Consider the following 26,268-nt stretch of genomic DNA (forward strand, 5'->3'; position numbering starts at 1 on the left):
GATACTCTATTCCCTCGCGCTCATTCCGCCGCAGCTTTGAAATTGTTGCGTGCCAAAGCCGAGCATTCGGCCATGACGGCGGATGCGCGCGCTATCGGGTTCGTCAAATAGAAGTCTTTGACCGGAGACGCAAACACGGATTTGCCCATCTCACCTGCTTTTTGACCAAGTGCGGCAATTTCGTCGCCGTTGCCGCTCGCGATCGCGTCGATATCGGCGAAATGCGGGTGGGCCGCATAGAGCTTCGAGCGCAATTCGCCAAGCGAATCAAAGGGCAGCTTCTTGCCGAGCACGTCGGAGAGCGCGCGGATGATCGCCCAGTCCTCGCGTGCGTCGCCCGGTGCGAAGCCGGCGCGGTTGCCGACCTGAACGCGGCCTTCGGTGTTGACCCAGGTGCCGGACTTTTCGGTGTAGGTCGCGCCCGGCAGGATGACGTCGGCGGCATGTGCGCCGTTGTCGCCGTGCGAGCCGATATAAACCGTGAAGCCGGACTTGCGTTCCGCAAGGTCGATCTCGTCAGCGCCGAGCAGGAAGAGAACGTCGGAGGCGGTGACCATCTCGGCCGCCGTCTTGCCGTTCGCGCCCGGAACGAAGCCGAGGTCGAGACCACCGACGCGGGAAGCGGCCGTGTGAAGAACGGCAAAACCGTTCCACTCGGCGGTAATCGCACCGACGGCGCCTGCGAGCTTGGCGGCGGCAGAAAGAACGGCATCGCCGCCCTCCCCTGCAACAGCACCCTGGCCGATGAGGATCATCGGGCGCTGCGCCTTCTTTAAGGTCGCTGCAAACTTGCCCTTGCCCGAGACGAGCTCGGCGAGCGTTTCGGTGCCGGCGCCGAGATACTCGTATTCGTAACGCAGTTCGCCCGGCTCGCCGATCACGGCGATCGGGAAGTTGCCCATGCGGTAGCGCTTGCGGATGCGGGCGTTGAGAACCGAAGCCTCAAAGCGCGGATTGGAGCCGATGATCAGCAGCGCGTCAGCGCTTTCGATGCCAGCGATCGTCGGGTTGAAAAGGTAGCTGGCGCGACCGAGCGACGGGTCGAGTGCGGCGCCATCCTGGCGGCAGTCGACACTCTCGGAGCCGAGCGCTGCGATCAGCTGCTTCAGCGCGTACATTTCTTCGACCGAAGCGAGGTCGCCGGCAATGGCGCCGATCTTGTCGCCGGAAGTCTGGGCGACGGCAGCCTTGACCGCCTGGAAGGCTTCGCCCCACGTTGCCGGCTGCAGACGGCCGTCCTTTTTGACGTATGGACGATCGAGGCGCTGCGTCTTCAGGCCATCCCAGATGAAGCGGCTCTTGTCGGAGATCCACTCTTCGTTGATGTCCTCATTGACGCGCGGCATGATGCGCATGACTTCGCGGCCGCGGGTATCGACGCGGATCGCCGAACCGAGCGCGTCCATCACGTCGATGGATTCGGTCTTGTTCAGCTCCCACGGACGGGCGGTGAAGGCAAACGGCTTCGAGGTCAGCGCACCGACCGGGCAGAGGTCAACGACGTTGCCCTGCAGTTCGGAGGTCATCGCCTGCTCGAGATAGGTGGTGATCTCGGCGTCTTCGCCGCGGCCGATCAGGCCAAGTTCGGCAATGCCGGCAACTTCGGTCGTGAAGCGAACGCAGCGCGTGCAGTGAATGCAGCGGTTCATCACGGTCTTGACGAGCGGGCCGATATACTTGTCTTCGACGGCGCGCTTGTTTTCCTGGTAGCGCGAGCTGTCGATACCGAAGGCCATGGCCTGGTCCTGCAGGTCGCATTCGCCGCCCTGGTCACAGATCGGGCAGTCGAGCGGATGGTTGATCAGCAGGAATTCCATCACGCCTTCGCGCGCCTTCTTGACCATCGGCGTGGTCGTGAAGACTTCCGGCGCTTCGCCGTTCGGGCCCGGACGGAGGTCGCGCACGCCCATGGCGCAGGAAGCGGCGGGCTTGGGCGGCCCTCCCTTCACCTCGATCAGACACATGCGGCAGTTGCCGGCGACCGAAAGCCGCTCGTGAAAACAGAAGCGCGGAACTTCAGCCCCGGCCTCTTCGCACGCCTGAAGCAGCGTGAAATGATCCGGTACCTCGATCTCTTTTCCGTCGACTTTCAGCTTTGCCATCTTCGTACTCAATCCTGTCTTCCGTCCGTCGGCCCATCGGCGACGCACAATTCCAACACAGCCTTGCTGCTTGCGGGCGATGGCCGTCCCCGGTCCCCGCCCTGTTGTCTCAAGCGCCTTTCAGCGCCTTGGCCTGTCCAACCCAATCGTCCCGCTTGATCCGCCCGCCGAAACCGAGTTCGTCGTCGAAGCGGGCGACATCCGCCTCGCTCCAACCGGCGATGTCGGCAAAGCCGCTGATGCCCTTCGCGTTCAGCACCTGCTCGAGCTTCGGGCCGATGCCGGAGATCCGCTTCAGGTCGTCGGTGGCTTTCGCCTTGGCGCGCGTCGCGCGAACCTTGACCACCTTTTGAGCGGCAACCTTCTCGACCACCGGCTTTGCGGCTGCGCGCTTGGCAGGCGCGGACGGCTTGGCGACCGGTTCCGGCTTTGCGTCGGCCTGCACCGTCTTTGCGACAACGGCAGTCGTCGTGTCAGACGATGCGGGCTCTGCCCGCTTCTGCGCCGCCTCGACGGCCCCTTGCATCGCGCCGATCATGGCGCCCGCAATCTGGGTCGTGAGACCGAAGCCGATCGCGGTCGCTGCTGCAACTGCGGCTGCCGGGTGAACCATCAGCGGATGCAGCGGCACCTGTGAAAGGCCCTTCATCCATTCGCCCATGCCGAACGGGTCGGCCGGATCGCCGCCAAGCGGACGTGCGAACGGAATGCCTGCTTCGGCCTGTCCCTTCATCTGTCCCTCTTCGCGTGCGCCGGCCATCGTCGGGTTACTCCGCCGCTTCCAGAACCGCGCCATGCGACGACGCATTGCGCGTATATTCGTCGATGCGCTTTTCCATTTCCGGACGGAAATGCTTGATCAGACCCTGGATCGGCCAGGCAGCTGCGTCGCCGAGCGCGCAGATCGTGTGGCCTTCCACCTGCTTGGTGACGTCGAACAGCATGTCGATTTCGCGCTTCTGGGCGCGGCCCTGAACCATGCGTTCCATGACGCGCATCATCCAGCCGGTGCCTTCGCGGCACGGCGTGCACTGACCGCAGCTCTCGTGCTTGTAGAAGGCCGAGAGACGCCAGATCGCCTTGATGATGTCGGTCGACCTGTCCATCACGATGACGGCGGCGGTTCCAAGACTGGAACCGACCTCGCGCAGACCGTCGAAATCCATGATCGCGTCCTTCATCTGCGCGCCGGGCACGCAAGGAACGGACGAACCGCCGGGAATGACGGCAAGCAGGTTGTCCCAGCCGCCGCGGATGCCGCCACAGTGCTTTTCGATCAGCTCATGGAACGGGATCGACATCGCGTCTTCGACCGTGCACGGGCGGTTGACGTGACCGGAGACCGAATAGAGCTTGGTGCCGTGGTTGTTCGGCCGGCCGAAGCTCGTGTACCAGCCGGCGCCGCGGCGCAGGATGGTCGGGGTGACCGCGATCGACTCGACGTTGTTGACGGTCGTCGGGCAGCCGTAGAGGCCCATGTTGGCCGGGAACGGCGGCTTCAGGCGCGGCTGGCCTTTCTTGCCTTCAAGGCTTTCGAGCAGCGCCGTCTCTTCGCCACAGATGTAGGCGCCGGCACCATGGTGCACGTAGATGTCGATGTCGTAGCCGAGCTTGTTGTTCTTGCCGAGCAGGCCATAGGCGTAGCACTCGTCGATCGCCGCCTGCAGCGCCTCGCGCTCGCGGACGAATTCGCCGCGGACGTAGATGTAGGCGACATGGGCACCCATGGCGAAGCTGGCGACGACGCAGCCTTCGATCAGCGTATGCGGATCGTGACGCATGATGTCACGGTCCTTGCAGGTGCCGGGCTCGGACTCGTCGGCATTGACGACGAGGTAATGCGGACGGCCGTCGCTTTCCTTCGGCATGAAGGACCACTTGAGGCCCGTCGGGAAGCCGGCGCCGCCACGACCGCGAAGGCCGGAAGCCTTCACTTCGTTGACGATCCAGTCACGGCCCTTTTCGAGCAGCTGCTTGGTGCCGTCCCAGTGGCCGCGCGCCATGGCGCCCTTCAGGGACTTGTCCTTGAGGCCGTAGATATTGGTAAAGATGCGGTCTTCATCTCTGAGCATAATTCACCTCTTTACCGCGGCTTCTTGCCGAAGACCTTGATGTATTCGGCTTCGCCGCCATTGGCGAGCGCCTTGGCCTGCTTGACCCAGTCGTCGCGTTCGATGCGGCCCTTGAAATTCAGGTATCCGTCGACCCACTCGCGCTCCGCCTTCTTCCACGAAGCAACTTGCGCGTAGGTGTAGATGCCCAGTTCGTTGAGCGTACCCTCGATCTTCGGACCGACGCCCGAGATCATCTTGAGATCGTCGGTCGCTGCCGGCTTCTCGATGCCGGCCGGACGGTTCTTGTCCTCCAGCGACGGCTTGCCGGAGACGGCAGCAGCCTTGGCCGGCTTCGACTTGTCGACAGTGTCGCCTTCCACCTTGGCGTTGGCAGCGGCTTCCGCCTTTGCCGTCGCCGGGGTCTTCAGCGATGCGTCGGTCACGGCCGACGCGGTCTTGGCGCGGCCGGCATTCGACGGCGGTACGGAGACGGCCGGAGCATCGCTCACCTTCTTGGCGGCGCTGGACGCAGCCTTGGCCGGAGCCGCATCCGCAAGCATGAGGGTCGTCGGGCCGCCTTCCGGAGCCGAATAGATGCGATCGATCTGCGGACCGGGGGTGATTTCAGCACCCTTGCCTGCTTCGAAACGGTCGATGATCTGCTCGAGTTGCTCGGGCGTCAGGTCTTCGAAGGTGTCCTTGAAGATCATAACCATCGGCGCGTTGACGCAGGCGCCCTGACATTCGACTTCTTCCCAAGAAAGCGTGCCACTCTCGTTCAGGGTGAAGGGATCATGGGCAATCTTGCTCTTGCAGACCTTGATCAGGTCTTCGGCGCCACGCAGCATGCAGGGCGTCGTACCGCAAACCTGAATGTGGGCGCGCGTGCCGACCGGCTTCAACTGGAACTGGGTGTAGAAGGTCGCAACTTCGAGCGCGCGGATGTACGGCATGCCGAGCATGTCCGCGATCGACTCGATGGCGGCCTTCGTGACCCAGCCGTCCTGGTCCTGAGCGCGCATCAACAACGGGATGACGGCAGACTGCTCTCGACCCTTGGGGTACTTATTGATCGTTTCCTTCGCCCAGGCGGCGTTCTCCTTGCTGAAGGCAAAGCTCGCTGGCTGGACGGTGTCTTCGGCTAGTCGACGAACGGACATTCTAGTGGACACCTTATCAGTTAATCGAACCGCACCGCGATTTCGTCACCGAGACGAATTCGCAGGCATAGGCTGACTGGTCTTTCTGCAAAAATACGATGTAGCGCGTGCCATTGGCGACCGCGGCCTTGATCTCGTAGCCCTTGGCAACGAGATCGGCCATCGAGCCCCCGCGCATGCCGCCCGACGTCGCGCCGCTTTCGACCTGCTCCTGCGCAGAAACGGTCGATGCAAGCGCGAGAAGAGCGAGCGTGGCCAGGGGCGCGAGACGCATCAGCGGTCCACCTCACCGAACACGATATCGAGGGAGCCCAGCACGGCCGAAACGTCGGCAAGCTGGTGTCCCCGACAGAGGAAATCCATCGCCTGCAGATGCGCATAACCTGGGGCACGGATCTTGCAGCGATAGGGCTTGTTGGTGCCGTCGGAGACGAGATAGACGCCGAATTCGCCCTTCGGCGCTTCGACGGCGGCGTAAACTTCGCCGGCCGGCACGTGGTAGCCTTCGGTATAGAGCTTGAAGTGGTGGATGAGCGCTTCCATCGAACGCTTCATCTCGCCGCGCTTCGGCGGAACGATCTTGCCGTCGAGCGACGAAACCGGGCCGACCTTGGCATCGCCGAGCAGGCGATCGACGCACTGGCGCATGATGCGGGCCGACTGGCGCATTTCGATCATACGGATCAGATAACGGTCGAAGCAGTCGCCGTTCTTGCCGATCGGGATATCGAACTCGAGATCCGAATAGCACTCATAGGGCTGCGAACGACGCAGGTCCCAGGCAGCGCCCGAGCCACGCACCATCACGCCCGAGAAGCCCCAGGCCCAGGCATCGTCAAGCTTGACGACGCCGATGTCGACGTTGCGCTGCTTGAAGATGCGGTTGCCGGTCAAGAGTTCGTCGATGTCGTCGACGGTCTTCAGGAACGGATCGATCCACTTGCCGATGTCTTCGACGAGTTCGTGCGGCAGGTCCTGATGGACGCCGCCCGGACGGAAGTAGGCCGAGTGCATGCGCGCGCCGCAGGCACGCTCGTAGAACACCATCAGCTTTTCGCGCTCTTCAAAGCCCCAGAGCGGCGGCGTCAGCGCGCCGACGTCCATGGCCTGCGTCGTGACGTTCAGAAGATGCGAGAGGATGCGGCCGATTTCCGAATAGAGGACGCGGATGAGCTGGCCGCGGATCGGAACTTTGGTCGCCGTCAGCTTCTCGATCGCCAGCGCGTAGGCATGCTCCTGGTTCATCGGCGCCACGTAGTCGAGGCGGTCGAAATAGGGCACGGCCTGCAGGTAGGTCTTGGTCTCGATCAGCTTTTCGGTACCGCGATGCAGCAGGCCGATATGCGGATCGACGCGCTCGACGATTTCGCCATCAAGCTCGAGCACCAGACGAAGAACGCCGTGCGCCGCCGGATGCTGCGGACCAAAGTTGATGTTGAAGTTGCGGACGTTATGTTCGGTCATACCGATTGCTCCAGGTCGGACGACAGCCGTTCACCGGCTACCGCGGACCACTTAGTCTCACCGTGCTTTCGCCTTCTCGTCGCCGGGCAGCACGTAGTCCGTGCCTTCCCAGGGAGAGAGGAAGTCGAAGTTGCGGAATTCCTGCTTCAGTTCGACGGGTTCGTAGACGACGCGCTTTGCTTCGTCGTCGTAACGCACCTCGACAAAACCGGTGACCGGGAAGTCCTTGCGCAGCGGATGTCCTTCGAAACCGTAGTCCGTCAGGATGCGACGCAGGTCAGGATGGCCGGTAAACAGGATGCCGTACATATCGTAGGCTTCGCGCTCGAACCAGTCGGCACCGGGATAGACCGGCGTTGCCGACGGAACCGGCTCGTTCTCGCCGGTTGCGACCTTGACGCGCACGCGCAGGTTCTGGCGCGGCGACAAGAGATGATAGACAACGTCGAAACGGTCCGGCCGCTGTGGCCAGTCGACGCCGCAGACATCGACGAAATTGACGAAGGCGCACTGCACATCGTCACGAAGGAACGTAAGCAGCGCGATCAGGTTCGCCGACGTCGTCGTCAGCGTCAGCTCGCCATAGGCCAGCGATGCGTCGGAGATCAGCGCACCGCGCGTTTCGCGCAAGTAGGACGCAAGCTCATTCAGGGCTTCACTCATATCAAAGACCCCCTGCCCTTAGCGCTCGATCGTGCCGGTCCGGCGGATCTTCTTCTGCAGCAGGAGCACGCCGTAAAGCAGCGCTTCTGCCGTGGGAGGACAGCCTGGCACGTAGATGTCGACGGGAACGACGCGGTCGCAACCGCGAACAACCGAATAGGAATAGTGGTAGTAGCCGCCGCCATTGGCGCACGAACCCATCGAGATGACGTAACGCGGCTCCGGCATCTGGTCATAGACCTTGCGGAGCGCAGGCGCCATCTTGTTGGTCAGCGTGCCGGCGACGATCATGACGTCGGACTGGCGCGGCGAGGCGCGCGGCGCAAAACCGAAGCGTTCGGCGTCGTAGCGCGGCATCGACATCTGCATCATTTCGACCGCGCAGCAGGCGAGACCGAAGGTCATCCACATCAACGAACCGGTACGGGCCCAATTGATGAGCTCGTCGGTCGAGGTGACTAGAAAACCCTTGTCGGCGAGCTCATTGTTGATCTCGCCGAAGAATGCATCATTGCTGCCAATCGGCTTGCCGGTGGAGGGATCGATGATCCCTTTCGGCTTGGGCGCAACGAGCGTGGTGCCGGAGGTCAGTTCCATTCCAGCGCTCCCTTCTTCCATTCATAGATAAAGCCGATCGTCAGCACTCCGAGGAAGACCATCATTGACCAGAAGCCGAACCAGCCCAGCTCGTGGAACGAAACCGCCCAAGGAAAGAGGAAGGCAACTTCGAGGTCGAAGATGATGAAGAGGATCGACACGAGATAGAAGCGGATGTCGAACTTCATGCGGGCGTCGTCGAACGCATTGAAGCCGCACTCGTAGGCCGACAGCTTTTCCGAATCAGGAGCCTTGAAGGCGACGGCGAAGGGAGCAATCAGAAGCGCCACACCGATCACCAATGCGATTCCAATGAAAATCGCGATCGGAACGTAGGAACCGAGAAGTTCAGTCATTGTTATCCGTCCCTGCCTGCGGGAGGGCGCATGGGAGAGCGCCAGAACAACAAATCTCGCAGGCCGAAAAATATGTTGCAACGCCGGAGTGGTTAGCGCAGCCCGCGCCGTCGCGCAAGCCTTGAGGGGCCATTTAAACCGCTTCGCAACACAGGATCGGACGGGTGATACCGACAAAGCGCGGATTCGCGGGCCGACGCGAACTTTACGGTAAAACAAAGCGAGACGAGACAGATTGCCGCAGCGCACAATCCGGCCCTAGGGCCGGCGCAATTCACAGGAAGGACGGAGAGAAGAAATGGCGCGAGTGACGGGGCTCGAACCCGCGACCTCCGGCGTGACAGGCCGGCACTCTAACCGACTGAGCTACACCCGCGCATGATGACCGCGAACGATCATTAGTATCACCATCGGCCCTCGTTGAGAACGCCTAGGCAAATCCAGATCAAGAGTGGCGCGAGTGACGGGGCTCGAACCCGCGACCTCCGGCGTGACAGGCCGGCACTCTAACCGACTGAGCTACACCCGCATCATCTTGACTTGGTTGAGGCGTTTCCGCCCCGCATCGAGCAGCAGCGCCGTTCGATGAGCGGCTAACTAAGCGGTTCGGATTGGGGTGTCAAGCGTGTTTGAAGACAAATCCGTGACGGAGTGAAAATTGATCCACAGGGCGATAAAAGGATCGAAATCGGAATGGACCAATGGCGCCTGCCGCCACCGGCCCGTCGTCACCTATCCCAACACGCACTCGTCGATGCGCGTACACGGAGGCTGATTCCGGATTGCCTCCCCTCCCTCCCCCGTTCGCCGTTACCGAGGCACCGTCCGCGCATTTTGTCCACAAGCACGAAGCCCGCAGTTTCAGGGTGTCGCGCAACCGCCAACAAAAAAAATCATAAAAACGATACAAATGCTCTTGCGGTTTTTTTCGGTTACGCCTAGATCACGGCCACCGACGCGGCGGACTGATCCGGTCCAAACGCGGAAGGGCGATTAGCTCAGTTGGTAGAGCGCCTCGTTTACACCGAGGATGTCGGGAGTTCGAGTCTCTCATCGCCCACCATTTTCTCCCACAGAAAATCATCACCAAATCTGCTCAAATTGCTGTTCGCGTTATCGCGTGCCGTTTGCGATAGGCCTGCCGCTTCGAATTGCTTTGGCTTTAGAGCTCAGCCGTCAACGGTCGGGAATCAGGGATTCGACGGCCTCGATCGCGATACCCGCCACCGTCAGCCTCGCCGGAGCAGCAAACCCGCCAAATCCCAACGTATCGATAGGCCCACCGGCGCTACCCGCCGCGATACTGCTCGTCGCTGACATGCTCCAGCCAATCCACAGCCTTGCCGTCGAGCGCTTCCTGAATCGCAAGATGCACCATGGCCGTATCGGGTGCTGCACCGTGCCAGTGCTTTTCGCCCGGCGGGAACCAGACGACATCGCCCATACGAATCTCTTGCACAGGGCCACCCCAGCTTTGCACGAGACCACGGCCGGCGGTGACAACCAGGGTCTGGCCGAGCGGGTGCGTATGCCAGGCCGTCCGAGCGCCGGGCTCGAAGGTGACGCTGACAGCGCGGACGCGCGCCGGGTCTGCGGCCTCGATCACCGGGTCCTGGCGTACCGTGCCGGTGAAGTATTCCGCCGGGGCGCGCATCGAAGGTCTCGATCCACCGGGTATGATGTCCATATCTCGTTCCTCCCATTTTCGTGTGTGGCGCTCGTCGTCAGCGAAAGTGCGCTACGGCCAACAGGCCCGACCTCGCCCGCGAGCCTATCATAACCTGTGGATTGTCACAGTCGGACAGGCCTCACGGGCGATCTCGCAAAGATGCTCGTGGTGCGTCAGATAGATCACCTGGCCGACGCGGGCCATTTCGGCCATCTGCTCGAAGGCGCGGCCGGCGCGTCCGTCGTCGAAGGTCTCCATGATGTCGTCGGCGATGAAGGGCAGCGATTCGCGCGCGGCTGCGATTTCGTGATAGCCGGCGATTCTGAGCGCCAGATAGAGCTGAAAGCGCGTGCCCTTGGAGAGATCCTTGGCAAGCTTCGACCCACCGGCCGCCGCATTGGCGATCAGGAACTCCTGTCCCCGGTCGGACTGCGCCGACAGGCCGGAATATTCTCCGCCGCTGATCCGGCTGAAGGTCTCCGACGCGCGCCGCATCATTGCGCTGCGATGCCGCTCGCGGAAAAGCCGGAGCGCGGTCTCGGCGGCGATTACGCCGGCGCGAAGCCGCAGATAGGCAAGCGCCTTGTTTTCGATGTCGAGCAGCAACGTCCGCCGCTTCTGTTCGAGTTCTGCGACCGTGTCGCCGCCTTCGACAGCCGCGAGCGCCTTTTCTCTTTCCCGCATCTCCGTATGCAGTTCACTGACGTCGCGGTCGCTTTGTTCGAGTGCGGCATCCATCCGTGCCAGCTCCAGCCGCACCGCCGTGTCATCGAGTTCCGCGAGCAAAGCCTCCGCCTGCGTGCTCTCGGCGACATCAAGGCGGGAGGCAAGATCCGCCTCCGATTCGGCGATGCGTTCACGCAGGCGCTGCTGTTCCCGACCGGCCTCGAATAGCTGCGCGGCCTCATCGAGCGTTTCGCAGTCGAAGAATTCAAGCACCTGCCGCCTGCGCGCCACATGGAGTTCCCGCTCCGCACAGGCGACACGCCGCTCTTCCTCCAGGCGGGCGATTTCGGCGAGGAAGGTTGCGCGGCGATCCGAAAGCCGCTGCGCCTCGGCGGCGCGCGTCTTCAACGTCATGTAGGTCGTCAGTGTGTCATCAGCGGCCGTCCCGCGGGCAAGCTTGGCAATGGCACGGTCGAATTCAACCTGGTCCTTGCGCATGCCGGCGATGCGATATTCGAGGTCGGCCTTGCGCTGCGTCAGCTTATCGAGCTCCTGCAGGATCGTCAGCATCGGACCGGTCTGCTCTGGCGTCAGCGGTTCGCTCCGCGCGGCCAACCAGCTTTTGGCAAGAAGTTCCGACCATTGTTCTTGCCACGCGTCCATCGCGTCTTCAGCCAGATCGAGCGCCGACTGCCGGCTTTCCAGAAGCGTTCGCGCCCGCTTTGCCGCCTCACGGGCTGCGTTGCGGGCGCCGTCCAGCGCACGCGCCTGCGACACCGCCTGCTCGGCGGCAAGGAGAAGGTTGTCGAGCCGCTCCGGCAGGCGTCCGTCGATATCTATGGCCGCAAGCTCCTCGCGCAAGCCGGCAATCGCTTCGGCCTCCTCGGAATGGGCGCGATCGAAATCCTGGCGCGCCGCGCGCAAATGCGCGCGCAGGTCCAGCGCCGCAAGCCGTGTGGTCAGCCAAGCCTCCAGCTGCGTCAGACGCATCACGCTAGGTAAGCCGCAGGCCAAGACGGCTGTTGCCAAAACCTGCGCTTGCGTCGCCGCGTCGGCCAGAGATTGCTTCTCCTGCTGACGCAGCGTCGCGATGCGGGCACGCCGCTCGGCGATCGACAGCGACAAGCCGCGCATGTCGGCAAGCTGCGCCGTGTCCGCAAGGCGTCGCGCGGAAACCTCATCGTCTTCGCTCATCGCCTGCTCGAAGGCAGTGGCCGTTTCCAGAGCAAGCTCCGCCTTGTGCTGGCGCCACGCTTCATTGCGGCGCTGACGCAGTGCTGAGGCCGAGAAATCGTCCATCGTGCCGCCAACGGCGGACAGCCCGGCCAGCCGCGCCTCGTCCCCCGCCAGCAACTCCTGCTCGGCGGCGATGCGGTCGACAACTCGCAAATGCCGCTCCTCCTGACTGGCAGCTGCCCTGCGCCAGGTCTCCAGCGTTGCCGGCGACGGGGCGTCGAGCGCGAGCAGGTCATCGGCCGTTCCGGCAAAGGGCCTCAGCTGCACAAGCTTGTCGGCGAGTTCCGCATCCAACCGGTCGATGGCCTGTTGCGCCGCCTGCTTGCGCAGGACGCAGTCACTGCGTCGCAACAGCGACAGCTTTTCGGCAAGTCCGGAGACGTCCGCTGCCCCCTGCTCTTCGAGCCGTAGCAAATCGCCTTCAGCGTCCCGATCTGATTCGACGGCGCTCTGCAGCTCCAGGCGAGCCGAAGCGACACGCTCGACGAGGGCCGAGTGCCGGCGCGCCAAATCCTGAAGCTGCGCGCCGGTCCCGGCCGCAAGTAAAAGCGACGCGGGATCGCGGTCGGCCGGTTCGCCGAGCCGCAACAGGCAGCCAAGAATTTCTGCCCCGGTCCGCGCCAGATCCTCCAATCGAGACGGCATGTCGCGCGCCGCGGTGACATAACGTGCATCAAGCGCGGTTTCCTGAAGCGCGGTCAGGCGCTCGATCAGGCAGAGACCTTCCTTGTCGAGCGGCATTTCCTCGAGCGCATCGCGGCGATGCTGCATCTCGCTGTCGATCTGTCGTAGCCTGATCTCGGTCTCCGCCTCCTGGCGCCGAAGCGCCGGCAGTTCACTCGCCCACTCCGCTGGCGGTACCGGCAGCGGCGGAGCGCCCGCCAGTTCCGCGCGGAGGGCGCGCAGCCTGCCGAAATGGGGCAACGCTTCGACCTCGGCTTTCAGGCGGGCCCGCGCCAGCCGCAACTCGGCTCGACGCGTGATCGCTTCATCGTGGCGTTCACGCGCCTGCGTCAGCGTTTTGCGCAGCGCCGCATATTCGCGTGCATTGATATCGAGCGCATTGCGTTCGACCCTCAGGGCCTCAAGCTCGCCTTTCAGTTCCGCAAGCTGATGCTTGCGCGCCTGTGGCCGGTAGAAGCCGTCGGCCTGCCCGCGCAGGGCTGCAAGGATCGCCGTGCTGTCCGGAAGGCCCGAGCTTGCCGAAAACAGCAGCGACCCGAGTTCGCCTTCGCTTTTCAGGATCGCCTCGCCGCCCTTCTCGATGCTCTCGTCGTCCAGCGAGAACATCATTTGGTAGGTGTCGCGATCGATCGCGCCGAGCGCTCCGGAAAACAGGTTGTCGGGCAAGGGCTGGTCGTCGAGGCCGACCAGCGAGTTCGTCTTTCGCTTGATCCGGAAGACGCGATCGCTGCGGCCGGCCGCTTCGATCGTGCCGCCCACGCGCATCGTCTGGTAAGGGTGCAGGAAGCCGTAGGGGCTCGAATGCTCGATGCCGAAGAGCAGGTCGAGAAAACCGGAAAACAGAGTCGACTTTCCAGCCTCGTTGGGGCCGTAGACGATGTGGAGGTCGGGAGTGCCGGGCACGCCATCGCCGAAGTCAAGGCGACGATCGGTAAACTTGCCGTAGCGGACGAGATCGAGCGCGCTGATCCGCATCAGTGGCCACCCTCGCCGGCGCCGCCGCCATGAAGATGGGCGAGCACCTCGGCGGTTCCCGACAGACCGGCTTCAAACGCCAGCCGCGCGACCGCCTCTTCGTCCGGTGCCAGCGATTGGCGAAGCTCGGGCGGAAGCTGTTGCAGGACGTCTTCCACGGCCGCCAGCACGTCCTGGCGAAACCCGTGCGCCGGCAAGACGTCCGCTTCGACGAGCGCCGCCAGCTCTTCGACGGGATCGAGCATGGCGCCCGGTTTTTCGGTCCGGGCGTTGCCGCAGGTGAGTTCGACCTTCTCGATCCAGCAGCCGGCGATGCCGGCGGCGATGTTGTCGATCTCCGCCCGCAACAGGTCCGCGTCACGGCGAAGGCGCCAGGCCAAGGGCGTCGCGCCGGCGAGCGTCAGACGCAGGATGACGTTCTCTGCCGCTGCTTCACCACAGGTGTGCGAAAGCGCCTGCCTGACGGCATCGAGCATGTCGCGCCATTCCGAGATGCCCGTCAGATCGACACGAAGGCGTTCGAAGCTGGCGATGCCGATCGCCCGCTCGGCAAGACTGACATGGCCGTCGTCGTCGACCGTGACGAACGACACGCTCTTCACGCCGACTTCGTTGATGTCGCGACCCTGCGGCATACCCGGCATGACGATGAAGGGCTCCGCCGCATGGACCTGCCGCTGGTGGATGTGGCCAAGTGCCCAGTAATCGAAGCCATGGGCAACGAGATCGGCGACGCTGCAGGGGGCATAGAGATCGTGACCCGCGGCACCTGCGAGGCTCGTGTGCAGCATGCCGATGTTCACCGCGCCGGGCACCGGCGGCTGGAAGGCCGGAAGCAGGCTTTCGGGCGCATGCGGGCTGGCGAAGCTTACGCCGTGCACATAGACGTCGCGACCGCTTGCCAGCGTCTTGGCGACCACCGCCTTTGCCCTGCCCTTGAAGACGTGGGCGGATGGCGGCAGGGTCAGTTCATTGGTGACCTGCGACTGGGCGTCGTGGTTGCCGCGGATGATGAAGACGCGGATGCCGTGTTCATCCAGCCGGCGCAGTTCCCGTCCGAGAAACAGGGCCGTGTTCATCGACGTCTGGCTGCCGTCATAGAGATCGCCGGCAATCAGCAGGGCATCGGCCTCTTCGGCGATGCAGAGATCGACGATCTTGACCAGAGCCTGCCGCGACGCCCCGCGCACGATCTCTGCGAGGTCGGCATTTCTAAGGGCGAGGCTGCGGAGAGGCGAATCGAGATGCAGGTCTGCGGTATGGACGAAACGGAAGGGCATGGCCGACCATGGCCGTCCCGCCACCGCCCGTCAATCAGCCGTCACACGTCATCCACTTGCGAAATGCGCAGGCTCCCGGCAAGCATATTTCAGCCTGCTGAAGTAAAGGCGGCGCTAATACAAATGCGGTTGGCGGCGATTGTTAACATCGTCTGTTCAAGACATCGCGGCGCTACCTGCAAATATCAGATTATACTCACTTTAATTGATTAGGGCTTTTGTAAGATCTTGTTCGATAGGTTTGCCCCGGCTGCGTTTCAAGCGCGTCCAGGCACCGGAATGATTCCTGCTTCGGCTATCCGCTCCGTCATGACGATCAAGAGCCGGAATGACTTAATTCAAGTACAATTTTACGGACGGCCGTCCTTCCGGGGGTACCATGTCACGGCTCAAGATTTCCCACACGCTTATTGCCCTTTTCCTCGTGGTCGCCGTTATCGTTTCGGCGCTTGCCGTTTCATCTCTCGGCGGCATCAAGATGATGAACGAGCGCAACAACGAGATCGCCACCACCTGGCTACCGCGCGTCTCGCTTTCCCGCGCGCTCGAAACGCAGCTTTCCGATACCCGCATGGCGTTTGCCCGCCATCTGATTTCCCTGACGCCGTTTGAAAAGAAGGCAGCGGAAAAGGTCATCGGTGAGACCGTCGGAGGCTTCAACAAGCTCGCCGACGAATATTCGAGCCTGATGGTCACCGATGCCGACAAGGCGGCGCTCGACAATGTCCGGACTGCCTATCAGGCCTATCTCTCCGTCGCCGAAGGCATGGTCAAGCTCTCCAACAACCTCGAGAACATGAAGGCGCAGAGCGTCTTCAAGGTCGAGATGCGCGAGACCGAAGGCAAGGTCGACGAGGCGATCAAGGAAATGCGGGCGCTGAACCTCACCGGCGCGGATGCCGCCGTTGCCGCAAGCTCGGCCACGCATGACCAGATCCGCATGATCGAGATCGGCGTCATCGCCCTTGCCGCCGTCATCGTGCTCGGCGCCATCCTCTATGCCGTGCGCGGCATCGCTCGCCCGATCCAGATCATCACCCGCTCGATGGCACGCCTTGCCGAAGGTGACACCGACAGCAGCATCCCCTATGGTGCCCGCAAGGACGAAATCGGCGAGATGGCCCGTGCGGTCGAGGTCTTCCGCCAGGCGGCGATCGCCAATCAGCATCTCGAAGCCGACGCCCAGACACAGCGCGCCAAGGCGGAAGCCGAGCGTCTGCGCGTGACGGAAGAAGCGGAAGCAGCAGCCCAGCGCCGCCTTCAGGAAGCCACCGCCGGTCTTGCGAGCGGCCTGCGCCGCCTTGCTTCGGGCGATCTCGCCTTCCAGCTCAACGAACCCTTCTCGCCCGATTTCGAGCAGCTGCGTCACGACCTGAACCAGGCTGTCGCCCAGCTCGCCGACACGCTTGCCGCCGTCTCGTCAGCATCGGGCAGCATCGACAGCGGTGCCCGTGAAGTCAGCCAGAGCGCCGACGACCTGTCGCGCCGGACCGAGCAGCAGGCAGCGTCTCTGGAAGAAACGGCGGCAGCACTCGACCAGATCACGGTCAATGTCGGCAATTCGTCAAAGCGCACTCACGAGGCCCGCAGCGTTGCCGGCCAGGCCAACGAAAGCGCCCGCAAGTCCGGCGCGATCGTCTCCGGCGCGGTCGACGCCATGGGCCGCATCGAGCATTCGTCGAGCCAGATCTCCAACATCATCGGCGTCATCGACGAGATCGCTTTCCAGACCAACCTGCTGGCGCTCAACGCCGGCGTCGAAGCAGCACGTGCCGGTGATGCCGGCAAGGGTTTCGCCGTCGTCGCTCAGGAAGTGCGCGAGCTTGCCCAGCGCTCGGCCAACGCGGCCAAGGAGATCAAGGATCTGATCCGCAACTCCGCCGTTGAAGTCGAAAGCGGCGTCCGTCTCGTGCGCGAAACCGGCGAGGCTCTTCGCACGATCGAAGGCTTCATCGTCACGATCAACCAGCATATGGACGCGATCGCCGTCTCGGCACAGGAACAGTCCGCCGGGCTCTCCGAGGTCAATACGGCCGTCAACCAGATGGACCAGGTCACCCAGCAGAACGCGGCGATGGTCGAGGAAGCCAATGCGGCAAGCGCGACGCTTGCCCAGGAAGCCGGCCGTCTGCGCGAACTGATCGCGCGCTTCACGCTCGCCGAGGCTGGCGGTCACGGCTACGCCCAGTCGACCAACGGCGCGCGCTGGGCCGCCTGATCGCGATCGGAGGCGACGCGCAAGTCGTGTGACGCGCAAACGGTCGCCTGTCGCGAGAATTTCTTGCCACATCGAGTGAAACGGCCGCCAGAAATGGCGGCCGTTTCTTTGTCGGCAATGGAGTTACCGTGAAACGCCGGAGGTTTGTGTCGACAAATGCGGCAATTATAACTATCACTAATGTTACTGCCATTTCACATGGCACCTCATGAAATTCCAGCGACGATCATGAAGAAGACATTTGAAGTTTCCGATAGACTGTTCGAGCTTTACCACCGGGTTCACCGGCTGGTGAACGAATCGATGACCGAGGAAGGCGTGTCGCTGGCGCGCAGCAAGTTCCTCTTCTTCCTCAGCAAGCTCGGCCCCTGTCGTTCGACCGACATCGCCTGCGCGCTGAACTTCGCGCCGCGCACCGTCACCGAAGCGATCGACGGCCTGGAGCGTGACCGCCTGGTCATGCGCAAGCCCGATCCTGAAGACCGGCGCGCCAAGATCGTCTCGATCACCGAAACGGGCCGCGTCGTACTGGAAGCCGCAGAGCACCCGCGCAAGCAGCTGCTCGAGGAGATCTTCTCGGCCCTCGACGACGAGGAACTCGACGCGCTCTTTGATATCGTCGGCAAGCTGGTCGACCGGACGGACGAGATCCGCAAGCGCAAGGATGAGGCCGAAGAGGCAGCGCAGATCGCGATCGCCCGCTAGGAGCGTTCTCGCTCGTCGCAAATCACAAGTGCCGAAACAGAAAGAGGCCGGGACGTCATGTCCCGGCCTCTCCCGTTTTCTCCGGGCGGTAACGCTTACATCGCGTTGATTGCGCCAATGGAGAAGAACAGGGTTTCGCCAGAGGAGTCGTCGACGCCGTCATTGTCGGTGACGACATAGCCGTTGCCGGCGGCATCGACGGTGAAGCCTTCGACCTTGTCGACGACGTAGCCATTCAGCGCCTTCAGTTCCGGAATGAGATCACGAACCTCTTCCTTCTTGACGACGGGCAGTTCACCGCCAAGGGCAGCTGGCTTCAGTTCCGAGAGCGCAACGCGATAGATCTTCTTCAGCTTGGCAGCCTGACCGATCAGGTTGTCGCGCTCGATGACATAGGCATAGTCGCCGTGGACGGAAATTTCCGACAGACCAACCCAGCCGTCACCGGCCTTTTCGAGCGGGTAGCGCACGGCGCCCCATTCTTCGCTCTTCAGGTTGTAGGAGACGAGCTTGACGAAGCCCTTCTCGTCATCCTTCCATTCGCGCTGAACCGCCATCCACAGCGTCTGCTCGTCGCCTTCGCCGACAACGGTGATGCCTTCGAAGCCAAAGCGGGTTTCGCCGGCACGCAGCGCTTCCGGCAGGGCGATTTCCTTCTTGATCTCGCCCTTCTTGTTCACGTGGAAGATCGCGTGGCTGTAGAGCTTGTCGGAGTTGCCTTCCGACGCGAGCCAGAAGCCCCCTTCCCCGTCATTGGCGATGCCTTCGATGTCGAGCTTCTGCGCCGGTGCGCCATCGCGGGTGATGGCGAGCGCTTCGGTGATCAGCGCCGGCTTCTGGGTGGCGTCGATGGTGAAGATCGTGGGCTGCGACGAGTAGACCGAATCGTTGACGGCGCGCAGGAAACCGGGCTTGTCGGCAACGGCAGCGAGACCGGAGAGTGCGCCGAAGCCGATCGGCAGGCCATCCTTCTCGGCGGAGCGGATCTGCGGATAGACCGCTTCGCCCTCGGCACGCTCATAGATCATCACGTGCGAGCGCGCGCCGCCGTCCTCGACGAGATCGACTTCGTTTGCGGTCGCAAAGAGATTGCGCGCGGGGATCGCGACGGCGCCTTCCGGCGAGATGCCCGACGGCAGGAGCTGCAGCAGCTCAGGCTCGGCGCCCGTATCCTTGTAGACGCCGACGATCGAGGCACGTTCGGACAGAACGAAGAACAGGTTGTCGTCACCGAACTTCGCCGCTTCCAGGCCCTCGGGCTCAACGCCCTTGGCCGAAGAGCGCTTCTCGGGATAGTGTCCGATGGCGGCAATCGCATGCTCGAAGCTCGCGCCCGATTCGAAGAGCACCTTGCCGGTGGTGTCGAAGATCGTGAAACCGCGCGAACCGCCTTCATAGTCGCCTTCGTTGGCAACGACGATGCGGTTGTCGCCGAGCCACTTCACCGCGTCGGGCTCGCGTTTGCGGCCCGGCTGCTCGTCCTTGAAGGCAATCGCGCCGTTGCGCTTGGTGTCGATGTTCTTGAGGTCGACCGTGCCGGCAGAGAAATGCGTCTTCACCGTTCCCGTCTTGCCGTCGATGATGACGATGTGGTTGTTCTCCTGCAGCGTCAGCGCGATCTCGTCCTTGCCGTTGAAGGAAACGAATTCCGGCTCCGGGTCTTCACCGGCGATTTCGGCAAGACCGGTCAGCGTCACGCGCTTCAGCGAACCGCAATCGGCAACACCATCCTTCAACGACAAGATGACGAGGTCGCCGGCCGGCATCTGCGGGATCTTGCCGTCGTTCAGCTCTTCATCGCGCTCGTTCTCGATGGCGATGGCCGCCAGCGTGCGGTCCTTGTTGACGGCGATCGAATCCGGCTGGCCGCCGAGATCGCAGGTCGCATCGACTTTCTTCGAGGCCAGATCGACGATCGCAAGAAGCCCCGAAGGCTTGACGAAGCTTTCGCGCGTGTTGACCGCGACGAGTGCCTTTGCACCGGCGATGGTGACCGAGGTCGGCTCGCCGGCAAAAGAGACCGTGCCGGCTGCCTTCGGCGCCTTGGCATCGGTGATGTCGATCAGGCCGACGCGCTTGCCGGGGCTGTCGGAATAGACAAGCGTGTTGCCGTCTTCGCTGGCCGTGATGATTTCGGCAGATGTCGGCGCCTTGCGCGCATCGCCTTCCGGCAGGTTATCGGCAACAGCAAAGGATGCAATGCGGTTGAAGACGGGCTCGGCCGCCGCAGGAAATGCTGCGGATGCAAGAAGAACGGCCGCAAGCGCGGTCACGCGCGAAGTGATGGTCATGAAATCCCCCATGTGCGAACACTGAAAACATGGGGGTTCTGCGCGATGCCGATGACAGCCGAATGACAACGCTTGGGTTTTACACCGTTCCGGTTGCAGGCGCGGCGCGCTCGCGCCGCATCTCGTTGCGCATGATGAACAGCGAGGCGCCAAGGATCAGCACTGCGCCGACCCAAAGATATCCTGTCGGCGCGTAACCGAAGACCAGCCAGCCCGCAAAGACGTTAAGCGGCAGCTTCAGATCGTCGAAGGGCTGCACATAGGCAGCGTCGGCAACAGTATAGGCGAGCGTCAGCAGATATTGCGCGACTACGGTCAGTATCCCGGCGAGCAGCAGGAAGCCGAGTGCTGTCCCATCCGGCATGGTGAAGCCGGCCGAAAGCGCGATGGCGCCGTTGATCGGGGTCAGAAGCACAAGCAGCCATACGGTGATCGTTTCGGGGCGCTCGAGACTTGTGAGGCTCTTGGTGATGAGCGACGAAGCGCCCCACAACAGCGCCGACAGGATCGGCAAAAGGGCGGCCCAGCTGAAGCTGTCCGACCACGGTTCGAGAATGATCATCGCCCCGGCGAAACCGACCGCGGTTGCGGCCCAGCGCGCCGCGCCGACGCGTTCGCCGAGAAACAGGCGGGCGCCGAGGATGATGAAGAACGGTGAGGTCATGACCAGCGCGATCGCCTGCCAGATCGGCACGTGCGCCAGACCGGAGACCCAGGCCCCCACACCGAAGGCGGCCAGCACCACGCGCACGACGTGACGCCAGGGATAGTCGGTGCGCATGGCCGACAGCCCGACGCGTCGCAGAAACGGCAGTGAGAAGAGGAAGGCGAAGGCATATTGCCAGAACGCCATGGCGGTGGCTGGAAAACCGAGCTTCATCGTCAGCCATTGGGTGACGACATTGAGGCCGGCGAAAGCGATCCCAGCCAACACCATGAAGCCGGCTCCGGCCATGGCGCGCGAGGAGAAAAAGCCGAGGGAAGTCTGATTCATGTCATGCACCCTGAAAGCGGACCAAACACAAATCAGGACGCATGAGCGCACGGCACGACGCCGGGCATCCCTACCCTTCGTGCCAGCGACCATTCTCTTTCATCCGGACTATGACCGTCGGCTCCGGAGTTGCACCGGATCTGCTGACCCTCTCCCCAAAAATCGAGGAAAGGCGCTCGCGGGCTTGGGCCACCTTCGCGCGTCTCCAAGACGCCGCGCTGTCATGCCCTTACCGCCGGTGGGGACTTTCACCCCGCCCTGAGAATGGGCAAGCCCTAGAGCAAATGACGGACACTCGCAAGGGCTGCCCCAAAAATGCGAAAGGGTCCGGCTTGCGCCGAACCCTCGAATACCTGGACTGCCGGCCTCGTGTCCGGCCGCCAAGCAAATCTCATCAGCCGTTGACGGCATCCTTCAGGCCCTTGCCGGCCGTGAACTTCGGCACGTTGCGTGCCGGGATGTCAACTTCCGCACCCGTGGACGGGTTACGGCCCTTCGAGGCTTCGCGGCGCGAAACCGAGAAGTTGCCGAAGCCGACCAGGCGAATGTCGCCGCCGTTCTTCAGCTCAGCCTGGATGGTCTCGAAAACTGCATCAACTGCAGAAGATGCGTCGGTCTTGGAAAGTCCGGCCTTCTCAGCAACGGCAGACACGAGCTCATTTTTGTTCATGTTTCCACCCCTTTCAGATTGGTTCGAAACGACTGTGTTTTAAGGCGCGGCGGCTTGCGCTTCGCCCGCGTCTTGCCTTTCCCAATTGCGCCTAATCCCTTGGAATGCAAGGCTTGCAGGGCGCTTTTACAACAAAAAAGACCGGCCAATGGCCGGTCTTCCCAATTTTTCTGCAAAATGAGCGCCGCGCGAGCCGGCTGCACCCATTTTCAAGCCCCCGTCAGTGGGCGACGGAGGAGCCTGCTTCGTCCTGCGAATCAACCGGTGCTACGGTTGCCGGCTCGTTTGCCGGGTCCCAATCGATCGGTTCCGGCATGCGCACCAGAGCGTGTTCGAGCACTTCGCCCACCCGCGAAACCGGGATGATTTCGAGCGCGTTCTTCACGTTGTCCGGGATCTCGGCGAGATCCTTGGCGTTCTCTTCCGGGATCAGCACCTTCTTGATGCCGCCCCGCAGCGCTGCCAGGAGCTTCTCCTTCAGACCGCCGATCGGCAGCACGCGGCCGCGCAGCGTGATCTCGCCGGTCATTGCGACATCCTTGGAGATCGGGATGCCGGTCATGATCGACACGATCGTGGTTGCCATGGCGACGCCGGCCGACGGGCCATCCTTCGGCGTCGCACCTTCCGGTACGTGCACGTGGATGTCACGCTTGTCGAACAGCGGCGGTTCGATGCCGAAGTCGATTGCGCGCGAGCGGACATAAGAAGCCGCCGCGGAAATCGATTCCTTCATCACGTCGCGCAGGTTGCCGGTGACGGTCATGCGGCCCTTGCCGGGCATCATGACGCCTTCGATCGTCAGAAGCTCGCCGCCGACCTCAGTCCATGCGAGACCGGTGACAACACCGATCTGATCGTCACGTTCGGCTTCGCCGTGGCGGAAGCGCGGAACGCCCAGATAGTCGTTAATGTTGGCAGCGTTCACTTCGACCTTCTTGGCCTTGCCCTTGATGATCTCGGTCACGGCCTTGCGGGCGAGCTTCATCAACTCGCGTTCGAAGTTACGCACACCGGCTTCGCGGGTGTAGGTCTGGATGACCGCCATCAGCGCGCCGTCTGTGACCGAGAATTCCTTCGGCTGCAGCGCGTGGTCGCGGATCGCCTTCGGCAGCAGATGCCGCTTGGCGATTTCCAGCTTTTCCTCTTCCGTGTAGCCGGCGATGCGGATCACTTCCATGCGGTCCATCAACGGCGCCGGGATATTCAGCGTGTTGGCGGTGGTGATGAACATCACGTTGGACAGGTCGTATTCGACCTCCAGGTAGTGGTCCATGAAGGTCGAGTTCTGTTCCGGATCCAGCACCTCGAGCAGCGCCGACGACGGATCGCCGCGGAAGTCCTGGCCCATCTTGTCGATTTCGTCGAGCAGGAACAGCGGATTGGACCGCTTCGCCTTCTTCATCGACTGAACGACCTTGCCCGGCATCGAGCCGATATAGGTGCGGCGGTGGCCACGGATCTCGGCTTCGTCACGAACGCCGCCCAGCGCCATGCGCACATATTCGCGGCCGGTCGCCTTGGCGATCGACTTGGCGAGCGAGGTCTTGCCGACGCCCGGAGGGCCGACGAGGCACAGGATGGGGCCCTTGATCTTGGTCGAACGCGCCTGCACGGCGAGATACTCGACGATGCGCTCCTTGACCTTGTCGAGGCCGAAATGATCGACGTTGAGCACTTCCTCGGCATGGTTCAGGTCGGTCTTGATCTTCGACTTCTTGCCCCAGGGCAGGCCGAGCAGCCAATCCAGGTAGTTGCGAACGACGGTGGCTTCCGCCGACATCGGGCTCATCTGGCGCAGCTTCTTCAGCTCTGCATCAGCCTTTTCGCGCGCTTCCTTGGAAAGCTTGGTCTTGGCGATACGCTCTTCGAGCTCGGCCATCTCGTCGCGGCCGTCTTCGCCGTCGCCGAGTTCCTTCTGGATCGCCTTCATCTGTTCGTTGAGGTAGTACTCGCGCTGGGTCTTCTCCATCTGGCGCTTGACGCGCGAGCGGATGCGCTTTTCCACCTGCAGGACGGAGATCTCGCCTTCCATGAAGCCGAGCGCCTTTTCCAGGCGCATCTTCACGCTGGTGGTCTCCAGCATTTCCTGCTTTTCGACGATCTTGATCGACAGGTGCGAAGCGACCGTGTCGGCCAGCTTCGAATAGTCCTCGATCTGGCTGGCAACGCCGACGACCTCGGGAGAGATCTTCTTGTTGAGCTTTACGTAGCTTTCGAATTCGGACACGACCGAGCGGCTGAGCGCCTCGATCTCGACCGGATCTTCCTCCGGCTCGCTCAGGCTATGCGCCGAAGCCTCATAGAATTCCTCGCGCGGCGTGTAGCCGTCGATTTTGGCGCGCGCGCGGCCCTCGACCAGTACCTTGACGGTGCCGTCGGGCAGCTTCAGCAGTTGAAGAACGTTGGCGATGGTGCCGACTTCGTAGATCGCGGACGGTTCCGGATCGTCGTCTGTGGCGTTGATCTGGGTGGCAAGCATGATCTGCTTGTCGGTGCCCATGACTTCCTCAAGCGCACGGATCGATTTTTCGCGGCCGACGAAAAGCGGCACGATCATATGCGGGAAGACTACGATGTCGCGGAGCGGCAGGACCGGGTAGGTCGCGCTTTCAGTCGCCGGTGACGTTTTGTTCGTCATGTCATTTCCTTTCCGTCCCGATTTCGGGCCCGTATCCGGGAGCCCTACAGGCACTCCCGGCTGTCATATTTTCCACATGAAAGTGGAGTGCGACCGCGTCCATTTCAAGGCTCGACGCAGACATCCACAAACAGTGGCCGGGTCCTTCTGACTACGCATCAATGCTGTTGCGGACCTTGCGACGGACTACAAGCTCATGGACCGCAACCATTAAGGTCCTTCATTGAATCGTCACATCATTGCGTTGTTTGCGGCACTTTAGCAACAATCGAATTGTGAAATCTGCGCCCCGGCGCAGGTGTCTCAACAGCTAAGTGTGAACACATGAAGCAGACATGAAAAAGCCCGCACGAGGCGGGCTTCTCAAAGGGTAATTCAGGACGCTCAGGCCGAAACGTTGGTCTTTTCGTCCGACCGTTCCGAGTAGATGTAGAGCGGCCGGGCAGCGCCCTTGACCACCTCGTCCGAGATGACCACTTCGCGCACGCCTTCGAGCGTCGGCAGCTCGAACATGGTGTCGAGCAGGATCTTCTCCATGATGGAGCGAAGGCCACGGGCACCGGTCTTGCGCACGATCGCCCGACGCGCGATCTCGCGAAGCGCGTCCTCGTGGAAGGTCAGTTCGACGTCTTCCATCTCGAACAGGCGCTGGTACTGCTTGATCAGAGCGTTCTTCGGCTCGGATAGGATCTGGATCAGCGCATCTTCATCGAGATCTTCCAGCGTCGCCAGAACCGGCAGACGACCGATGAATTCCGGGATCAGGCCGAACTTGACGAGATCTTCCGGCTCCAGTTCGCGCAGAACTTCGCCGACACGGCGATCTTCCGGCGAGCGGACCGTTGCGCCGAAACCGATCGAGGTCTTCTCGCCACGGGCGGAGATGATCTTGTCGAGGCCGGCAAAGGCACCGCCGCAGATGAACAGGATGTTGGTCGTATCCACCTGCAGGAATTCCTGCTGCGGATGCTTGCGGCCGCCCTGCGGTGGTACCGAGGCAACCGTGCCTTCCATGATCTTCAGAAGCGCCTGCTGCACGCCCTCGCCCGATACGTCGCGGGTTATCGACGGGTTGTCGGACTTGCGCGAAATCTTGTCGACTTCGTCGATGTAGACGATGCCGCGCTGGGCGCGCTCGACGTTGTAGTCGGCAGCCTGAAGCAGCTTCAGGATAATGTTCTCGACGTCTTCACCGACATAACCGGCTTCGGTCAGCGTCGTTGCGTCGGCCATGGTGAACGGCACGTCGATGATGCGGGCGAGCGTCTGGGCGAGATAGGTCTTGCCGCAGCCGGTCGGGCCGACCAGCATGATGTTCGACTTCGCAAGCTCGACGTCGCTGCCCTTGGCGGCGTGCGCCAGGCGCTTGTAATGGTTGTGAACGGCGACCGAAAGGATGCGCTTCGCCTGCTGCTGGCCGATGACGTATTCGTCCAGAACCTTGATGATTTCCTGAGGCGTCGGAACACCGTCGCGGGACTTGACCATCGAGGTCTTGTTCTCTTCGCGAATGATATCCATGCACAGTTCGACGCATTCATCGCAGATGAACACGGTCGGTCCGGCAATCAGTTTTCGGACTTCGTGCTGGCTCTTGCCGCAGAACGAACAATAAAGTGTATTCTTCGAGTCACCGCCGTTGCTTCCGCTGACCTTGCTCATTTCCACTTCCTTCCAGCACGCCGGACACTTTCAAGATAAGTATCGCGGACCACTCAATTTGCCCTGAGCCTCAACCTCAAACAGGGCTTCCGGGAGTACTCACCGCCCCAGGCGTAAACGCCCGACGCAGTCGCAACGACTCTCCCAACTCCGAACGAACACTACGCTGACAGATTCCAAC

General features: G+C 62.4%; 19 protein-coding genes, 3 tRNA genes and 1 riboswitch. Of the genes, 3 read left to right on the forward strand and 19 right to left on the reverse strand.

The window, feature by feature from the left end; all coding sequences use genetic code 11:
* Positions 1-20: 20 nt before the first annotated feature.
* The 11 genes from nuoG to ASD63_RS20305 form a co-directional block, all read right to left on the reverse strand.
* Positions 21-2,102, reverse strand: coding sequence for an NADH-quinone oxidoreductase subunit NuoG (gene nuoG, locus ASD63_RS20255; RefSeq protein ID WP_034803574.1), 2,082 nt, complete (start codon positions 2,100-2,102; stop codon positions 21-23).
* Between the two features lie 109 nt (positions 2,103-2,211).
* Positions 2,212-2,862 carry an NADH:ubiquinone oxidoreductase gene (locus ASD63_RS20260; protein ID WP_034803576.1) on the reverse strand — a complete coding sequence of 217 codons (651 nt, stop codon included), beginning with the start codon at positions 2,860-2,862 and terminating at the stop codon, positions 2,212-2,214.
* 7 nt (positions 2,863-2,869) lie between these two features.
* Positions 2,870-4,174 carry an NADH-quinone oxidoreductase subunit NuoF gene (gene nuoF / locus ASD63_RS20265; RefSeq protein ID WP_034803581.1) on the reverse strand — a complete coding sequence of 435 codons (1,305 nt, stop codon included), beginning with the start codon at positions 4,172-4,174 and terminating at the stop codon, positions 2,870-2,872.
* A gap of 11 nt (positions 4,175-4,185) precedes the next feature.
* On the reverse strand, positions 4,186-5,316 hold the full coding sequence (locus ASD63_RS20270) for an NADH-quinone oxidoreductase subunit E (protein ID WP_034803582.1): 1,131 nt from the start codon (positions 5,314-5,316) through the stop codon (positions 4,186-4,188).
* A gap of 16 nt (positions 5,317-5,332) precedes the next feature.
* The gene (locus ASD63_RS20275) at positions 5,333-5,590 is read right to left on the reverse strand and encodes a hypothetical protein (RefSeq protein WP_034803583.1); all 258 of its coding nucleotides are present in this window, start codon (positions 5,588-5,590) and stop codon (positions 5,333-5,335) included.
* On the reverse strand, positions 5,590-6,780 hold the full coding sequence (locus tag ASD63_RS20280; RefSeq protein WP_034803585.1) for an NADH-quinone oxidoreductase subunit D: 1,191 nt from the start codon (positions 6,778-6,780) through the stop codon (positions 5,590-5,592). The genes ASD63_RS20275 and ASD63_RS20280 overlap by 1 nt, the downstream gene beginning before the upstream one ends.
* A 57-nt stretch (positions 6,781-6,837) precedes the next feature.
* The gene (locus ASD63_RS20285) at positions 6,838-7,443 is read right to left on the reverse strand and encodes an NADH-quinone oxidoreductase subunit C (protein WP_034803588.1); all 606 of its coding nucleotides are present in this window, start codon (positions 7,441-7,443) and stop codon (positions 6,838-6,840) included.
* 18 nt (positions 7,444-7,461) lie between these two features.
* A complete protein-coding gene (locus ASD63_RS20290) occupies positions 7,462-8,040 on the reverse strand; it encodes an NADH-quinone oxidoreductase subunit B (RefSeq protein ID WP_034803591.1) in 579 nt (192 codons plus the stop codon).
* A complete protein-coding gene (locus tag ASD63_RS20295; RefSeq protein WP_034803593.1) occupies positions 8,031-8,396 on the reverse strand; it encodes an NADH-quinone oxidoreductase subunit A in 366 nt (121 codons plus the stop codon). Before ASD63_RS20295 ends, ASD63_RS20290 begins: the two co-directional genes overlap by 10 nt.
* Before the next feature lie 299 nt (positions 8,397-8,695).
* Positions 8,696-8,772, reverse strand: a tRNA-Asp gene (locus tag ASD63_RS20300).
* Between the two features lie 76 nt (positions 8,773-8,848).
* Positions 8,849-8,925, reverse strand: a tRNA-Asp gene (locus ASD63_RS20305).
* Between the two features lie 458 nt (positions 8,926-9,383).
* On the opposite strand from ASD63_RS20305, the gene ASD63_RS20310 reads away from it, so the two are divergent.
* Positions 9,384-9,459 (forward strand) — tRNA-Val (locus tag ASD63_RS20310).
* Between the two features lie 225 nt (positions 9,460-9,684).
* Here ASD63_RS20310 and ASD63_RS20315 read toward each other — a convergent pair.
* From ASD63_RS20315 to ASD63_RS20325, 3 genes are all read right to left on the reverse strand, one after another.
* Positions 9,685-10,083 (reverse strand): cupin domain-containing protein, encoded by a 399-nt coding sequence (locus tag ASD63_RS20315; RefSeq protein WP_034803594.1) that lies wholly within the window; start codon positions 10,081-10,083, stop codon positions 9,685-9,687.
* Positions 10,084-10,170: 87 nt separating this feature from the next.
* Complete coding sequence (locus ASD63_RS20320; RefSeq protein WP_034803602.1) at positions 10,171-13,626, reverse strand: AAA family ATPase; 3,456 nt, start codon at positions 13,624-13,626, stop codon at positions 10,171-10,173.
* Positions 13,626-14,906, reverse strand: coding sequence for an exonuclease SbcCD subunit D (locus tag ASD63_RS20325; RefSeq protein ID WP_034803605.1), 1,281 nt, complete (start codon positions 14,904-14,906; stop codon positions 13,626-13,628). Before ASD63_RS20325 ends, ASD63_RS20320 begins: the two co-directional genes overlap by 1 nt.
* Before the next feature lie 379 nt (positions 14,907-15,285).
* Between ASD63_RS20325 and ASD63_RS20330 the strand changes: the two genes are divergently transcribed.
* On the forward strand, positions 15,286-17,124 hold the full coding sequence (locus ASD63_RS20330) for a methyl-accepting chemotaxis protein (protein ID WP_034803609.1): 1,839 nt from the start codon (positions 15,286-15,288) through the stop codon (positions 17,122-17,124).
* Positions 17,125-17,352: 228 nt separating this feature from the next.
* The gene (locus ASD63_RS20335; RefSeq protein ID WP_034803611.1) at positions 17,353-17,829 is read left to right on the forward strand and encodes a MarR family transcriptional regulator; all 477 of its coding nucleotides are present in this window, start codon (positions 17,353-17,355) and stop codon (positions 17,827-17,829) included.
* A 95-nt stretch (positions 17,830-17,924) separates the two neighbouring features.
* Here ASD63_RS20335 and ASD63_RS20340 read toward each other — a convergent pair whose 3' ends face one another.
* The 5 genes from ASD63_RS20340 to clpX form a co-directional block, all read right to left on the reverse strand.
* Positions 17,925-20,132 carry an esterase-like activity of phytase family protein gene (locus ASD63_RS20340; RefSeq protein ID WP_162253358.1) on the reverse strand — a complete coding sequence of 736 codons (2,208 nt, stop codon included), beginning with the start codon at positions 20,130-20,132 and terminating at the stop codon, positions 17,925-17,927.
* 67 nt (positions 20,133-20,199) lie between these two features.
* Positions 20,200-21,114, reverse strand: a complete 915-nt coding sequence (locus ASD63_RS20345; protein WP_034803614.1) for a DMT family transporter — start codon at positions 21,112-21,114, stop codon at positions 20,200-20,202.
* Positions 21,115-21,201: 87 nt separating this feature from the next.
* Positions 21,202-21,384, reverse strand: a riboswitch (FMN riboswitch).
* 124 nt (positions 21,385-21,508) lie between these two features.
* Positions 21,509-21,784, reverse strand: coding sequence for a DNA-binding protein HupB (hupB, locus tag ASD63_RS20350; protein ID WP_034803616.1), 276 nt, complete (start codon positions 21,782-21,784; stop codon positions 21,509-21,511).
* Between the two features lie 220 nt (positions 21,785-22,004).
* Positions 22,005-24,425 (reverse strand): endopeptidase La, encoded by a 2,421-nt coding sequence (gene lon, locus ASD63_RS20355; protein WP_034803619.1) that lies wholly within the window; start codon positions 24,423-24,425, stop codon positions 22,005-22,007.
* A 384-nt stretch (positions 24,426-24,809) separates the two neighbouring features.
* Positions 24,810-26,087, reverse strand: coding sequence for an ATP-dependent Clp protease ATP-binding subunit ClpX (gene clpX, locus ASD63_RS20360; RefSeq protein WP_034803621.1), 1,278 nt, complete (start codon positions 26,085-26,087; stop codon positions 24,810-24,812).
* Between the last annotated feature and the right edge of the window lie 181 nt (positions 26,088-26,268).

The organism is Ensifer sp. Root558 (assembly GCF_001427045.1).
In the GTDB taxonomy this organism is placed as follows: domain Bacteria; phylum Pseudomonadota; class Alphaproteobacteria; order Rhizobiales; family Rhizobiaceae; genus Ensifer; species Ensifer adhaerens.

What these genes read in the sequence shown, in the direction of transcription:
- nuoG (WP_034803574.1), bottom strand. Translation starts at nt 2,102, where the DNA reads ATGGCAAAGCTGAAAGTCGACGGAAAAGAGATCGAGGTACCGGATCAT.
- ASD63_RS20260 (WP_034803576.1), bottom strand. Translation starts at nt 2,862, where the DNA reads ATGGCCGGCGCACGCGAAGAGGGACAGATGAAGGGACAGGCCGAAGCA.
- nuoF (WP_034803581.1), bottom strand. Translation starts at nt 4,174, where the DNA reads ATGCTCAGAGATGAAGACCGCATCTTTACCAATATCTACGGCCTCAAG.
- ASD63_RS20270 (WP_034803582.1), bottom strand. Translation starts at nt 5,316, where the DNA reads ATGTCCGTTCGTCGACTAGCCGAAGACACCGTCCAGCCAGCGAGCTTT.
- ASD63_RS20275 (WP_034803583.1), bottom strand. Translation starts at nt 5,590, where the DNA reads ATGCGTCTCGCGCCCCTGGCCACGCTCGCTCTTCTCGCGCTTGCATCG.
- ASD63_RS20280 (WP_034803585.1), bottom strand. Translation starts at nt 6,780, where the DNA reads ATGACCGAACATAACGTCCGCAACTTCAACATCAACTTTGGTCCGCAG.
- ASD63_RS20285 (WP_034803588.1), bottom strand. Translation starts at nt 7,443, where the DNA reads ATGAGTGAAGCCCTGAATGAGCTTGCGTCCTACTTGCGCGAAACGCGC.
- ASD63_RS20290 (WP_034803591.1), bottom strand. Translation starts at nt 8,040, where the DNA reads ATGGAACTGACCTCCGGCACCACGCTCGTTGCGCCCAAGCCGAAAGGG.
- ASD63_RS20295 (WP_034803593.1), bottom strand. Translation starts at nt 8,396, where the DNA reads ATGACTGAACTTCTCGGTTCCTACGTTCCGATCGCGATTTTCATTGGA.
- ASD63_RS20315 (WP_034803594.1), bottom strand. Translation starts at nt 10,083, where the DNA reads ATGGACATCATACCCGGTGGATCGAGACCTTCGATGCGCGCCCCGGCG.
- ASD63_RS20320 (WP_034803602.1), bottom strand. Translation starts at nt 13,626, where the DNA reads ATGCGGATCAGCGCGCTCGATCTCGTCCGCTACGGCAAGTTTACCGAT.
- ASD63_RS20325 (WP_034803605.1), bottom strand. Translation starts at nt 14,906, where the DNA reads ATGCCCTTCCGTTTCGTCCATACCGCAGACCTGCATCTCGATTCGCCT.
- ASD63_RS20330 (WP_034803609.1), top strand. Translation starts at nt 15,286, where the DNA reads ATGTCACGGCTCAAGATTTCCCACACGCTTATTGCCCTTTTCCTCGTG.
- ASD63_RS20335 (WP_034803611.1), top strand. Translation starts at nt 17,353, where the DNA reads ATGAAGAAGACATTTGAAGTTTCCGATAGACTGTTCGAGCTTTACCAC.
- ASD63_RS20340 (WP_162253358.1), bottom strand. Translation starts at nt 20,132, where the DNA reads ATGGGGGATTTCATGACCATCACTTCGCGCGTGACCGCGCTTGCGGCC.
- ASD63_RS20345 (WP_034803614.1), bottom strand. Translation starts at nt 21,114, where the DNA reads ATGAATCAGACTTCCCTCGGCTTTTTCTCCTCGCGCGCCATGGCCGGA.
- hupB (WP_034803616.1), bottom strand. Translation starts at nt 21,784, where the DNA reads ATGAACAAAAATGAGCTCGTGTCTGCCGTTGCTGAGAAGGCCGGACTT.
- lon (WP_034803619.1), bottom strand. Translation starts at nt 24,425, where the DNA reads ATGACGAACAAAACGTCACCGGCGACTGAAAGCGCGACCTACCCGGTC.
- clpX (WP_034803621.1), bottom strand. Translation starts at nt 26,087, where the DNA reads ATGAGCAAGGTCAGCGGAAGCAACGGCGGTGACTCGAAGAATACACTT.